Consider the following 13,773-nt stretch of genomic DNA (forward strand, 5'->3'; position numbering starts at 1 on the left):
ACTATCTAATAGCTACCCAAAACCCTTATTTCCCACTCAAGTTCAACATTAAATTTATCCTTTACTGCATCTTTTACTTTGTTGCCAAGGTTTTCCAAGTCAGATGCAGTTGCATTATCGTAATTGAGCAAGAAGTTACAATGTTTCTGAGAGATTCTAGCTCCACCAATATTTAACCCTAGGCAGCCAGATTTATCAATTAACTCCCATGCTCGGTAGTTTTTTGGATTTTTGAATATGCACCCAGCAGTTTTTCCTCTTATTGGCTGGCTTTTATTTTTCCTCTCAATAACTTCCTTTAACCTTTGCAGTATAAGCTCATACTCTGAGTTTACTCCTTTAAACTCAGCTTCAACAAAAATCCAATTTCCTTTTAGGCTATGTCCACGGTAAAAATACCCCATTTCTTCGCTGGAGAACTCATATAGGTTTCCATCCTCTAGATTCACTGCTTTTATGGATTGTACAACACTTGCGATATCACTACCATATGCACCTGCATTCATTTCTATTCCGCCACCAACTGTTCCTGGAATTCCAACTAGAAACTCCAACCCACTAATCTGCTGATTTCCCGCAAAGTGAGCAAGGTTGCTGAGCAGCACAGCTCCCCCAGCTACAATAGAGTTGTTACCCTTACTTTTAATATATGCAAACTCCTTACCTAATTTTACTGTTATTCCTCGAATGCCACTATCTCGCACTATTATGTTGGATGTTGCACCAATAACGCTAACTGGCAGTTCAGTATTTTTAATCAAGTATGTTAAATCTTCAATATCACATGGTTTAAATAATACATCAGCTCGTCCACCAACATTTAACCACGTCGCTTTAGACATTAAGACATCATAACGATAGATTCCACGTACTTTAGGTAAGCTTATAAGCATTTTGATTTCAACTCTAATCCTGCATCCATACCCATTTTCTCCGCATCTTCTATAAATGAAGTGCGCTCAGTGAAGTATATATTTTTTCCACTTGCTAACATACAACGAAGGTGTAGCATATTTTCGCTCACATATTCAGCCAAAGCTGCAAGTGGTGTAAAACATGAACCATTCACTGTCTTCATAAAACTGCGCTCTGATTTCACTCCTATAAAAGACATATTATTATTAATTTTCTCTAAAAGATCGATAATTTTTACATCATTCCTTCTACATTGAATACAAACCGCCCCCTGCCCCACTGCACTTAACATAACTTTTGGTGGCAATACCTCTGTAATCAAGTGATGTTTTTCTAATCTTATGAGTCCTGCTTCAGCTAGAATTATTCCATCAAAACTTTGATTTTGCAATCTGGTTGTTACATTTCCACGTAGCGGTACTATATTTAAATCTGGTCTAACATTTAACAACTGAACTTTTCTTCTTATTGAAGAAGTGGCAATAGTAGCCTGCTGTGGCAAAGACTCAAGGCTATTGTGTTTATGAGAAATAAACGCATCGCATGAACTTAGCCTTTCTAAAACACAAGGAATTGTTAAACCCCCTGAGAAAAACGCAGGCATATCTTTTAGCGAATGAACTGCCATGTCTATATTATTTTCGAGCAATTCAGTCTCAATTTCTTTAATGAATAATCCTTTGCCTCCTATTTCAGCAAGATTTGCGTTTGCATACTTATCTCCAGAAGTTTTTATTTTAACAATTTCAATAGATAAGTTAGGAAAAGAATCCAGCAACTTTTGTTTTGCTTCCAAAGCCTGGGCAACTGCAAGCTTGCTTCCTCTGGTACCTATTTTGACTAGCATGTGTACGATTGTTTGTCTGATGTCATTCAAGTAGCTGACTACTTGGATCCAGTTTATATAAACCTTTGCATTTATTGTACTTTAACTTAAAACCAAAAGCAACTTTGACTTTACAAAATAATAACCTTTTATATGCATAAATAAGCTTACTGGATTCTAGTACTTGCATGACAAGGTATAAACCTTATCGTCATACCACCGCGAACCGTCATACCGTCACGGTATCTCTAGATCCCGCTAACACGTAGCGGGATGACGAATTATTTAACCGTCATACCGCGATTCATTCGCGGTATCTCTAGATCCCGCTAACAAGCAGCGGGATGACGGTTGTCGTTTAGCTATAAATATTAAAAAATTTACCAAGCGAAAAAAAAGGCAAAAGAAGCCCCGTGGTGGTTGGCTATTTACTATGTACTAAAATATCGGCGTTTTTTTTATTCTAAAACGCTTGATTAAGAGCGATTTAGCTGCTTTTAACTTGCAACTAACCTACACCGCAAGTGTTTAAGAAATTTACTAAGCAGGAAAAAAGGCAAAGAAACCCCGTAGTAGCTAGCATTCAAATTCTCCCTTGTCAATTTGACGTTTTTTGCTGTCTTAAACGCTTTGTAAGCGCGTTTCGGCTTATATAGGTAAAAACCTAAAAATTTTTAAAGACATGCGATGCACGTAGTGCGAAAAATTAAACATGAGACGCCAAATACCCTAAGTTTTTTGTCATTAACCTGCACAGATTGCGAAGATAAATAAATAGCTCCAGTACCATGATAGGGGGGCTGACAAAGCTTGTCAAGGAATTTTTATGGCCTAGCGTCACGTGCTGGAATGACATTTGGGAATATGTTATCCGTTTGTCACTTCTAAATGATAAGAGCCTCAATGAATTTATTAGTTTATTACATGTCTCTTTTCATGTATAAATCTATAGAAAGTTTTATACGGAAGTTGTTTTATGAGCAAAATTATAGAAATCAGAGCACCAAAAACTCTTGGTGGTGAATCAGTTACAGAAGGTATAGTAAAAATAAAGAAGGGTATTGGAGAAGCAGTAAAAGTAGATGACTTGATCTTTGAAATTGAAACTGACAAAACAGCACTCGAATTAACTGCAGAAGCTTCAGGGCAAATAACTGAATTTCTTATAAAAGAAGATGATGTAATAAGTCCTGATCAATTGTTAGCGAAGCTTTCCATGGGAGAAGTAAAAGAGGAAGCGAGAAAAGAAGATAAAAGCGAAAGTGCTGCTAAAAAAGATGCTCCATCAGCTCGTAAAATTATGGAAGAAAATGCAATCAGTGCAGAAAGCGTCAAAGGAACTGGCATGGGAGGCAGAATAACAAAAGCAGATGTAATAGGCCATATAAACAAAACAGAACAGCCTGCAATAAAACAATACGAATTGCCAAAAAGTGTAGTAAATGGAGAGCAAAGAGAGGAACGAGTAAAAATGAGCAAAATAAGGCAAGTAATTGCCGCTCGTTTGAAAGCATCGCAAAATACTGCTGCAATACTGACCACGTTCAATGAAATTGACATGAAGAATGTCATGGATCTAAGAGCAAAATATAAGGACGCCTTTGAAAAAAAATATGGAATAAAACTTGGTTTTATGTCGTTTTTTATAAAGGCAGCGGTGCAAGCATTGAAAGAAATTGCTGAAATTAACGCTGAAATCTCAGGCGATGAAATCATATATAAACATTACTATGACGTAGGTGTTGCTGTTGGCACCGATAAAGGTCTTGTTGTACCAGTTATTCGGGGTGCCGATCAGATGTCATTTGCAGAAATTGAGTTGACTTTAGTTGCTCTTGGCAAAAAAGCTCGTGAGGGTAAATTACAAGTATCAGAAATGGAAGGTGCAACATTTACCATCTCAAACGGTGGAGTATACGGTTCACTTCTTTCCACTCCGATAATAAACCCTCCGCAATCTGGAATACTTGGAATGCATTCAATACAAAACAGGCCAGTTGCTGTTGGTAATGCAGTAGAAATCAGACCTATGATGTACATTGCTCTCTCTTACGATCACAGAATAGTTGACGGCAAAGGAGCAGTAACTTTCCTCGTTAAAATAAAAAATTATATAGAAGATCCAAACAGGTTAGTTTTGGAAGTGTGATTATAAAATAAGTGATTATTAATCTAGTGTTGCTAAAAGCCTAAATATCATCTAGCTCTGCCAGCAGTTTAGCAACTTCCGGATGATCAGGGCCATAATGTTTCTTAAAGATGGATGAAGCCCGTGCAAACAACTCCTTTTGTTTCTTATGGTTACCTAGAGCACCATAGGCGTCGCTTAGGTTTATCAGTAGTGTAGCAACTTCCATACGCGTCAAGTTAAGAGATTGTGAGCAAATTTAGAGAGGTTAAAGTGGATACTCTAGCCCTTCTACGTTTGTCTTTTAATGAAAATCGCGACCAAGTTATAGTGAGTTTTTTAAGAAATGCTTTTAAACTATTAATTTTGGTTAATACTAAAAATAACTCTCTAACCCGCCTTTTTAGCTCAATAAATGCCTTTGTTAAGCTAAGTTCTGTATTCTTTTTCACTTCTGTGCAACCAACTATGCCGTGAAATATAAGAATTGCGCACAATTTAGCATATAGTTCACATAATACTCTGCATGGCTTTCCTTTTAGCTTATCAAGCCTGATATGGCTTTTATACAATTTAAATAATAACTCAATTTGCCACCTTACTCTGTAAATCGTTAATACTTGCTCAGCACTAATTTTATTTTCTGGAACATTAGTTATAAATATTGACCAGTTCAACAATTTTTGATTTCTTTTAGAGGATGTATATCCCTGCGATCTTGCTAATCTATTAGCTTTCCTTCTTCTGGCCATAGACTGTTCTTCAGTTAGTTTCTGACATATAATTCTTACTCTAATTTTTGCTTCTTTTCCTAACAATACCTCGTTTTCTAAAAATAACTTATCCTCTAAACATTCTAATAACTCCATTTTTTGATTTGTTTCTACATCATATATGTTGGTATCGGATTTATAACGACTTATGAAATAAGCTCCTATTTCATTGATTTGTTTAAAAGAACTTGGCACAAAATAACCGAGATCAGATATTAGCAAATCATTGCTTAATATATTACTTAAATGTTTCCTATATCCCTGGTCTGATCTTACCCCCTCCGTTAAATTAAGTTGGTCTATTATCTGATTCATGTAGTCGAAAACTAATTGTAACTTTATTCCAGACTTAGTATTGCTTTCATAGCCACTGTAGCTAGTACCATAACCTTTATACATCTCTTCCATACTGTTAGGTAGAGTAATATAGCTACTGTCCAATAATTTAACACTATTAAATTGCTGTAAGATTTTGCAATCAACTTGCAAGATATTTTTAAAGAGAATCACAGATTCATTATACATCCTTTTCATAAATTCCACTGCTTCTTCAGTAAATCTAAAATCCAAACCTTGTTTTGTTATATCTATCGAGTCCTCGTTTAGTAATTGACACATTGTTTCTACGCTACAATTATCAACTCCTATATTACCCAAGACCATGGCTTTTACGAATGATGAACCTTTTAGCTTTCTCTTTCTTTTTATAAACCTTGTTGTAATTGAGATTTTCTCTGCTTTTTCATTAAAAATTTCTTTGAGCTTTTTTGATAAGCAAGTTATTTTATTCATTGGTTCTCTCACTAAAAGTATATCTGGGAGAACTTATACCTTATTATTCTATCTCTTTCATACCTTTATTTCCTTAACTTGACGCGTATGGGGATGGCTTTGTTGCATCGCTAGCTATGATGGATTAAAGATAAAAAAGATAGGGAATATCAGTAGCTTATTATTCTGGTATTTATAACAAGAACGGTCAATGAATACCTAAATTTGAGTAAAAGAAATTTCACTACCATTTACCAATCCGGCTAAAATTCAAGAATTTCAATGCTTTAGCTATTTTCAATAGAATTAAATTTATTAATATAAATAACAAATTACTATTCTTAAATTTGATCAGATTGATTGCAAAAAAACAAGATTTTCAATAGGTTGCTTATAATCCTAACTATAGTTAGCCTTTCATAAGTAGCGATGCAACAAAGCCCACTGGGATCCAGCTTCTATGCAACTTAATTAAAAACGTTTGTTTTAGCGTAAGACAACTACCTTTAGCTCATCAGCTCAGTTATAAGCAAAATTTCTGGATTCCAGTTTCAAGCACTGGAATGACATCATCTGTTGTGCAATTTACCTTTAAAAATGAATGTTCGTACAGTTATGTGCTTGGCACTGAAATGGCATCATTTTTTATCTGTTGAAAATGTAAACCGAAAAATAGCGTGGCACTTTGTGCCACGCTTAGTACTGTAAGCTTAATCCAGTAATTAAATTAAGCGAGGTAAAATAAAAGATAATGACACTATATAATGTTCGTTCTTTTATGTCAAGCACTTTTTTGAATTTTTTTGGTGATAATTTTTATCCAGTTATTTTATTATTGTAGTATAATTTCAATGCCAGATACTATCATTATGATCACTATCTAAATTTAAATCGTAATTATCATCAAATTTATATATCCCCTCCATCTCTTCTCTATGCAATTCATGTGAATCACCTAAAGCTTTTTGATTAGAAACGTCAACACAATACTGTAACAGTGCTCTTAATGCTCCAGCACTATCTTGATCTAAATTAAAATTGCTAAAATCAAATTTCTGCATATTCTCCACATGTCCTTCTCTACATAACCTACATATCTTAGCAAAAGCCCTTTCACTTTCTCGACTCCAAGCATTAAGAAAGTAAGGATCTACTACTTTGCTAAATTGTTTCTCTATCTCTTCAAGAGAGCTCTCTGGATTAAGTTCTAATATTACTTTGAAAATCCCACTGCCATGGAATCCATAAAATTTACTAGATAAGCTATCTTTTACAAAATTAACTGCATCATCTATTGTAACACCAGAGCGAGATTCAAATATCATCTCAAATGCTCCATAACAACTATCAATACCAAAATTAATTATTTTTTCCATAAAATCAATTACCTCTTCTAAGGAAATTTGTGGCTTATTCCTCAAGATAACTTCTAAACTCTTGACAAAATTATGCCCATGCTGACCCATAGCATGGGTTTTCCCATTTATTGTATAATGATATAGCTTCTTATTTTCTATTATATGCTTATTGCACTGGTAGATATGTAGCTTATTCAATTTGCCAGAATATTCCTCTATTTCCTTATCTGGTAATTTTGAGCGGAATTCCTTGATTACTTCGCGTATTATTCTATTGATATTACTCATGCTTATTCCTAATTAATATGTTAGTATTTTTATAAATTAAGTTATTATATTAAAATTCTTTCATGGATTTCAATATTAGCTCCGCACTACTTGTAGTTTTTGTAATGGGTCTGCCAATGACGATATAATCAGCTCCTGAATTTATTGCTTCTTTTGGTGTTGCTGTTCTTTTTTGGTCGTCATGACCTGGATCTATACGAATTCCTGGAGTAATAATTTTAAAGTCTTCACCGCACTCTCGGCGCACTTCTTGAGCTTCTAGTGCAGAACAGACTACTCCATGGAGTCCAATCTTTTTTGCAAGCTTTGCAAGCAAAATTACCTGTGATTTTGCCTCTCTTGCTACTCCAAGCTCGTTTAAATCCTCATTGCTCATACTAGTTAGCACTGTCACTCCAATCAGCTTTATTTTTGTGCCTTGCACTACACTTAGCGCTTCTTCAAGCATTTTTGTTCCACCGCTGATGTGCAGAGTTAACATTTCAACGTTCAGAACTTTTATTACTTCAACTGTTTTAGCTACAGTGTTTGGAATGTCATGCAATTTCAGATCTAAAAAAATTGGTACATTGCATTTTGCAACTTCTTGCACTCCAGAAAGACCTTGAGCAGCAAAAAATTCTAATCCCAGCTTTACCATGCCAACTTTACCACGCAGAGCATTAGCTAGAGAAATAGCCTTATTTAAGTCTTGTGTATCCAGTGCGCATATTATTGGGTTCATTATCTTGCATGATTTATCTTATAATAAGACTCATTGTTGTGTTTTGCAAATACTTTCACTCTGATTACGTTCATAAGATTCTGTCAATAGTGAATTTGGCAATTTGATCGGAGTGGATGAGCGACTTGCATATCCAAGATCCTCCAGTAAACAATCAAACGTTTCCTCTGATGGTGATTCACATCTAGAATCTTCACCTAGCGTGAATTGCATAATTTCCTTCAATATAAACTTTATTTTTTGAGTCTCCTGTAATATTATTTTTCTACTACGATCTCCGATCGCTTCATTATTGTTTACCAATTTTTCTACCTTGTCTACCACAGATTCTAACATTTCCGGTAAATAACCCTTTTTCTCTTCTGCATTTCTCAACAAATCTTCTTCAAGTTGTTCTATTTGACTGTCTCGCTCTAAAAGTAAATTTTTTAAACCTTTTACCTCATTGTTACAATCTTTTCTTATTCCGTCTAACTCAAAAGACTGATTTTCAATTAAACCATTTGCTTCATCTAACTCGTCAAATTTCTTTTCCAATTTTTTAGATAAATTTTCCTTTTCTTTATTGATTTTTCTGATTTCACATTTTAGGTCATCTAATTTTGTATGCAACTTTTTTTCTTCCTCATATAATATATCTCTTTCTTTATAAAGTGTGTCTTCTTTCTTACGTAATATATCTCTTTCTTTATAAAATTTGTCTTCTTTCTCGTATAACTCCCTTATTTCTTTACGTAATTTTTCTACTTCCTCATTCAATTTTTTATTTTCTAATTCTTTGCATTGATTATTGTCTATTTTCCCTTTCAATTCTGTTATACGTTCTTCTTTTTCTTGTAACTGTTCACGTAAACACGAGATTTTAAGATGTAATTCTTCTTCTCGTGCAACAAGCTTCTCTATTTCCTCTTTTGTTTTGTCCAATTCATTGTCTATTTCAAACGTACGATTCTTTGCTGTTTCTAATTTTTTCTCTAAAGATTTTTTTTCTTCAAGAAGAGATTCTCTCTCAACTTCTGACTCATTTACTTTCTGATTCAATTTTTTTGCTCTCTTGTCTAAATTTTGCTTTTCTCGAGTTAATTCATGTAATTGATTCTTCACTTCTTTGTTTGCAGCTTCTTCAGCTTCCTTTCCTAGAGTTATTTTATTTTCCAACTCTTGCTCTTTTTGAGCGAATTTATTTCTCTCAATCTCTATTTTCTTATTATTACGAATTATTTTATATAAAAGTGCAAGCACCAAAACAGATAATGTAGCTAAAGCAAGAATTAGAGGAAGAGGCACATTAGAAGTTACAATAAGCGCTAAAGATGTAAGTAACGTAAGAGTAGCTAAGGAACTAGCTACAAAATAAAATGCATTAGCCTCACTAAGCAAATTGCTCATTACTCCCCTCCCCCCCACGTTCAGCAGTCTTGTATATATTTATTAAAATTCTCTTATCTGTGGAGGGGAGTATTTATTTTTATCCTGCACCTACAACAAACTTCCCATCTTCAGTCTGCTAGCTAAAAATGGCTAAGGTTTTATGTATCCAGTGTACAACTGTACTCAAAATGTGTGGTAGCTATTGGTTGGGGTAGAACATATACTGGTATATCCAGAATCACATGAAGCGTCATTCAGCTTACGTGATGGTCTGGATGTGTATTGCTGTGATTCTCCTACAGAATTTTCAATTTTCCCGTTAGTCTGCTTATTCGACACCTTTGTAACATTATGAGTCTTCTTAAAATTTCGACAAATAACCCCAATCCTAGTATTGTCAAGTACTTTACTTCCACAATCTTCTATTTCCTTTAATAAACTAATCAGATTTGCTGGTGAAAAATTCTCATTAGTATTGCGTAAAATTGTGTCAATAAATATATTTTGCAATTCTTTCTTCTGAAAATACTCATTTATTATTTTTTTACGTGTGTCTGTGTCTAATGTAGGAATCTTAATGTGTGTAGACAAACGACCACCCCTAATAAGTGCATCATCTAAAACATTTATACGATTAGTTGCAGCAATCACCGTCACACCTTTTCTAAATTCAAATCCATCCAATTCAGCTAATAAATTATTTAAAGATTCTACATTATTATCACTGCGCATTTTGCCAATGCTATCAATTTCATCTATAAAAATTATACAAGGAGTGTTTTTTTTTGCTTTCTCAAAAACCTTATTTATATTTGACACATTAAGCAAATCAGATCCAGAAACACTTATAAATGCAGATTTGAATCTAGTTTCACTTGCAATCGCCTTAGCAGTCATAGTCTTACCAGTTCCTGGTGGACCATACAAAATGTATCCTTCTCCTTTTTCTAGAGCATTTGGTTCACAAATCCTTATCAACTTTTGTTTTATATCGTTTTGAAGTATAACATCATCAAATGTTATCTTTCCTCTTTCTTCATCTTTTCCATAAAACTTCATCCGCAGCTCTTCTTTTACTTCAACTTTCTTTATGAGACTACCAAGCCTTTCTTCTAATTCCTCTTTTGTTATGAGACTACCAAGCCTTTCTTCTAATTCCTCTTTTGTTATGAGACTACCAATTAGCTTTTCCATTTCATCGCTAAGCTTCTTACTTAGCTCTTCCATTTCACCTTTTGTTGTAGCATTATTAGCTTGCTTTGAAATTTCATCTAATTTTGCCGTGAAACTACTAATTAGCTCTTCCACTTCATCTTTTTTTGCAGCACTACCCATTAGCTTTACAATTTCATTGTATTGACTACTAAGCCTCTTATTAGCTCTTTGATTTGAAGCTCTAAGCTTTGTATTATATTTTCTTGCTCTTTAGCTAATCCATTTTTTTCATTAGGTTCTGCTTTTTGTGCATCAAGCTTTTTATTCTGGCTGATCATTTTACATGAAAGTACAAGCACCAGAACAGAAAGTATAGACAAACTCAAAGCAACAGGAAGAGCTACATTAAAGGCTGCAACTGAAGACAAGAACTTAACATAAGGGGCAACAGCAAGTGTCCCAGACGCAAGCAATACCAAAGTAGCAAGAGCACCAGCTATAAGATATGGTGCATTGGTTTTACTATACAAATCCCTCATTATTCCCTCATACTAATAATGATTACAATAGCATGGATATTAAAGGAAGTAAAGCTATAAAAATCAGTATAAGTCTATATTCACTATGTATTTTCCGTCTTCAGTTTCAAGCTCAGACTGCATCCACTCTATCGTTTCCGCATTGCAAACTGCCTGCAAATCATCCTGTGCAGATTGATTCAATTTATCCTCTCGTAGATCTGCTTTTATCATCAACTTTTTTATCAGATGCTTAACTGATACATTATTATCTGCCTTTATCTTTCTGATAATGTTTAATATCTGAATAACATTATCTCCCATTTCCTCTGAATATTTATCGTAGATAAGTTCTTCTTTGCTCGGCCAATTACTTTGATTGTGTACAGAATTATAACTATACAATTGGTGGTATATCTCTTCTGTAATGTAAGGCAAGAAAGGTGCAAATAACCGCAAAATAATATTCAGTACATACGCCAAGCTTTGTTTTGCACTTAAACTGCTTCCGTACGCACGTTTTTTTACTAACTCCAAGTAACTATCACAAAAATCCTTCCAAAAAAATTCCTCTATTACGCCCAAAGCTTCGCAGTATTCAAATTGTAATAGGTTGTTCGTTGCTCTTTCTATAACTTTGTATAACTTAGACAATATCCACTTATCCATTGTCTCGTGAGCAGAATTTGTGCTCATCACTTGATGCTTTTCCATGGACATGGAAACGAACTTGCTAGCGTTCCAAAGTTTTGTAACGAGGCGCTTGCCAATTTTGAATGTATTTTCAGAGTAGACTGTATCAACTCCAAGCCTTGAGTTCGCTGCCCAATAGCGCACTACATCAGCTCCATAAGTTTCAAGTATTACATGAGGAGTAATGATGTTACCCTTTGATTTACTCATCTTTTTCTTATCATCTGCTAAACACCAACCGCTGATCATAATGTTTTTCCAAGGTAAAGAATTTGCATGATAATGTGCCTTTAAAATAGTATAAAAAGCCCAAGTTCTTATTATCTCATGGCTCTGGCTGCGCAGATCTGCAGGAAATATCGTATCATAGCGATGATTTGGTAAGCTAAACTCACTGTTTACTGCTAGTGCACTTAGTTGAGGAGTAATTGAACTTGTGGCCCAGGTATCCATTACATCTTGATCTGGGATAACCTCTTCTTTGCTATACCCTTTTGGCAAATCTTTCAATGGATCTATAGGCAGGTCCTTTATCTCAGCTAGAATAATTTTACCTTCTTCTCCCTTACGGTTGGAATACCACGCTGGAAATGGCACACCAAAATAACGTTGCCTTGAGATGCACCAGTCCCAATTTAGCCCTTCTATCCACACTTCCATACGTTTACGCATAGTAGCTGGATGCCAATTGCATTCTTTTACTTTATCTAATACTTGAGCTTTTTGCTCTAAGGTCTTGATAAACCATTGATAAGTAGGCAATATCTCAAGTGGTGCACCAGATCTTTCTGCACACTTAACAGAATGAGAAATGTTAGTGCTTTCTACCAAAAGTCCTTTTTCAGTTAGGATTTCGATTATCCGCTTTCTTGCTGCTGTAACTTTCAATCCATTTATTTCATTTAGTATATCGTCTGTCATCCGAGTAGCTGACACTGGGATCCATTCTTCTTTCTGATCACACCCACCTTCCTTTGTCATCTGAGTAGCCCTTTCTCCTGTCATCCCAGTAGCCCCTATGGTGTCATCCCAGTGCCCAGACACTGGGATCCATTCTTCTTTTTTCTGACCATACGCTGACATGATATCTTCCTCTGTCATCGCTGGCATTGGCTCTTTTTCCTGGATTCCAGTGTCAAGCACTGGAATGACATCATCTAGGTCCATCCTTCCATCCTGATCGATGATAATTTTCATCGGTAGATTATGCTTTTGCTGCCAATATATGTCGAGTTCATCACCGAATGTACAACACATAACAAGCCCGGTGCCTTTATCTATTTTAACCTTATCATCTGCTATTATTGGAACTTTCTCCTCTGTTATTGGCACTACCGCTGTTTTTCCGATCAGATGAGTGTAGCGCGTATCCTCTGGATGACAAAAAACTGCAACACATGCAGGAAGTAACTCAGGCCGCGTAGTTGCAATGTTGATCTGCTCATTTTCTTGAGTAGAGAAAACTATCGTGTTTAAGGATGACTCAAAAACTTTATCTTCTATTTCTGCTTGCGCAATTGCGGTTTTATCAACCGGGTCCCAAAGGATGGGCTGCATTTTTCTATATGCATATCCCTTATTATATAGATCAATAAACGACATCTGTGAAAGCGTCACAGTTTCCTTGCTGATCGTGTGATATTCCAAATCCCAGTCATAACTAATGCCGACCGATTTAAATAGTTCCTTGAATTCTTGCTTTGATTTTTCAATAACCTCATGGCACATCTCTATAAATTTTTCCCTGCCAACTTCTTTTGCGCGGGTTTTATAGGTTTGCTCAACCAATCTTTCAGTGGGAAGCCCATTATCATCAAACCCAATTGGGTAAAACACATCTTTTCCCAGCATGCGCTGAAACCTTGCAATAAAGTCCGTGTGGCAATAGCTAAATATATGGCCGATATGGAGTTTTCCTGATATTGTCGGTGGAGGCGTGTCTATAGTGAAAGTGTTATCCTTTTCACCATTCCATTTATAAACTTTACTACCTTCCCATAATATGTTGCATTTGTCTTCAACTTCTTTAAAGCCGTATTTTTCTTTTAACATAAATATTTCTCAATTTTAAACTTTAAGCTAGCAACGTCATACCGCCGCGGTATCTCTAGATCCCGCTAACAAGCAGCGGAATGACGATGGTCGGTAAACCTAAATTACTTTAGCTATAGCACAATTACGGCAATTTTACGCCAAAATTTTTTGTTTACGAACATAAATTTTCTATGCTATGATAAAAATATTACTTGACCT

General features: G+C 35.1%; 11 protein-coding genes. 1 reads left to right on the forward strand and 10 read right to left on the reverse strand.

Annotation, left to right across the window (positions count from 1 at the left end):
- Positions 1 to 5 precede the first annotated feature (5 nt).
- The gene (gene murB / locus OPR50_RS05055) at positions 6 to 893 is read right to left on the reverse strand and encodes a UDP-N-acetylmuramate dehydrogenase (protein ID WP_174516061.1); all 888 of its coding nucleotides are present in this window, start codon (positions 891 to 893) and stop codon (positions 6 to 8) included.
- Positions 884 to 1,762, reverse strand: a complete 879-nt coding sequence (gene hemC / locus OPR50_RS05060) for a hydroxymethylbilane synthase (RefSeq protein WP_010962666.1) — start codon at positions 1,760 to 1,762, stop codon at positions 884 to 886. The genes murB and hemC overlap by 10 nt, the downstream gene beginning before the upstream one ends.
- Before the next feature lie 955 nt (positions 1,763 to 2,717).
- Between hemC and odhB the strand changes: the two genes are divergently transcribed.
- Positions 2,718 to 3,890 carry a 2-oxoglutarate dehydrogenase complex dihydrolipoyllysine-residue succinyltransferase gene (gene odhB, locus OPR50_RS05065; protein ID WP_264339436.1) on the forward strand — a complete coding sequence of 391 codons (1,173 nt, stop codon included), beginning with the start codon at positions 2,718 to 2,720 and terminating at the stop codon, positions 3,888 to 3,890.
- Positions 3,891 to 3,930: 40 nt separating this feature from the next.
- Here odhB and OPR50_RS05070 read toward each other — a convergent pair whose 3' ends face one another.
- The 8 genes from OPR50_RS05070 to OPR50_RS05105 all read right to left on the reverse strand — a co-directional run bounded on the left by OPR50_RS05070 (position 3,931) and on the right by OPR50_RS05105 (position 13,572).
- Positions 3,931 to 4,098 (reverse strand): tetratricopeptide repeat protein, encoded by a 168-nt coding sequence (locus OPR50_RS05070; RefSeq protein ID WP_265023875.1) that lies wholly within the window; start codon positions 4,096 to 4,098, stop codon positions 3,931 to 3,933.
- Between the two features lie 10 nt (positions 4,099 to 4,108).
- A complete protein-coding gene (locus OPR50_RS05075; RefSeq protein ID WP_265023871.1) occupies positions 4,109 to 5,434 on the reverse strand; it encodes an IS4 family transposase in 1,326 nt (441 codons plus the stop codon).
- Between the two features lie 827 nt (positions 5,435 to 6,261).
- Positions 6,262 to 7,059, reverse strand: a complete 798-nt coding sequence (locus OPR50_RS05080; protein ID WP_007548904.1) for a hypothetical protein — start codon at positions 7,057 to 7,059, stop codon at positions 6,262 to 6,264.
- A 49-nt stretch (positions 7,060 to 7,108) separates the two neighbouring features.
- Positions 7,109 to 7,783, reverse strand: coding sequence for an orotidine-5'-phosphate decarboxylase (gene pyrF / locus OPR50_RS05085; protein WP_264339403.1), 675 nt, complete (start codon positions 7,781 to 7,783; stop codon positions 7,109 to 7,111).
- A gap of 30 nt (positions 7,784 to 7,813) precedes the next feature.
- Complete coding sequence (locus OPR50_RS05090; protein ID WP_265023876.1) at positions 7,814 to 9,172, reverse strand: coiled-coil domain-containing protein; 1,359 nt, start codon at positions 9,170 to 9,172, stop codon at positions 7,814 to 7,816.
- A gap of 165 nt (positions 9,173 to 9,337) precedes the next feature.
- The gene (locus OPR50_RS05095) at positions 9,338 to 10,489 is read right to left on the reverse strand and encodes an AAA family ATPase (RefSeq protein WP_265023877.1); all 1,152 of its coding nucleotides are present in this window, start codon (positions 10,487 to 10,489) and stop codon (positions 9,338 to 9,340) included.
- Positions 10,490 to 10,494: 5 nt separating this feature from the next.
- Complete coding sequence (locus OPR50_RS05100; protein WP_264339406.1) at positions 10,495 to 10,839, reverse strand: hypothetical protein; 345 nt, start codon at positions 10,837 to 10,839, stop codon at positions 10,495 to 10,497.
- 72 nt (positions 10,840 to 10,911) lie between these two features.
- On the reverse strand, positions 10,912 to 13,572 hold the full coding sequence (locus OPR50_RS05105; protein ID WP_265023878.1) for a valine--tRNA ligase: 2,661 nt from the start codon (positions 13,570 to 13,572) through the stop codon (positions 10,912 to 10,914).
- Positions 13,573 to 13,773: the final 201 nt, after the last annotated feature.

This window comes from Wolbachia endosymbiont (group A) of Epagoge grotiana, assembly GCF_947251775.1.
Taxonomy (GTDB): Bacteria; Pseudomonadota; Alphaproteobacteria; order Rickettsiales; family Anaplasmataceae; genus Wolbachia; species Wolbachia pipientis.

Bases quoted from the DNA above. Each gene is read 5' to 3' on its own strand.
- OPR50_RS05070 (WP_265023875.1), bottom strand. From the start codon at position 4,098: ATGGAAGTTGCTACACTACTGATAAACCTAAGCGACGCCTATGGTGCT.
- OPR50_RS05105 (WP_265023878.1), bottom strand. From the start codon at position 13,572: ATGTTAAAAGAAAAATACGGCTTTAAAGAAGTTGAAGACAAATGCAAC.
- murB (WP_174516061.1), bottom strand. From the start codon at position 893: ATGCTTATAAGCTTACCTAAAGTACGTGGAATCTATCGTTATGATGTC.
- odhB (WP_264339436.1), top strand. From the start codon at position 2,718: ATGAGCAAAATTATAGAAATCAGAGCACCAAAAACTCTTGGTGGTGAA.
- OPR50_RS05075 (WP_265023871.1), bottom strand. From the start codon at position 5,434: ATGAATAAAATAACTTGCTTATCAAAAAAGCTCAAAGAAATTTTTAAT.
- OPR50_RS05090 (WP_265023876.1), bottom strand. From the start codon at position 9,172: ATGAGCAATTTGCTTAGTGAGGCTAATGCATTTTATTTTGTAGCTAGT.
- OPR50_RS05080 (WP_007548904.1), bottom strand. From the start codon at position 7,059: ATGAGTAATATCAATAGAATAATACGCGAAGTAATCAAGGAATTCCGC.
- hemC (WP_010962666.1), bottom strand. From the start codon at position 1,762: ATGCTAGTCAAAATAGGTACCAGAGGAAGCAAGCTTGCAGTTGCCCAG.
- pyrF (WP_264339403.1), bottom strand. From the start codon at position 7,783: ATGAACCCAATAATATGCGCACTGGATACACAAGACTTAAATAAGGCT.
- OPR50_RS05095 (WP_265023877.1), bottom strand. From the start codon at position 10,489: ATGGGTAGTGCTGCAAAAAAAGATGAAGTGGAAGAGCTAATTAGTAGT.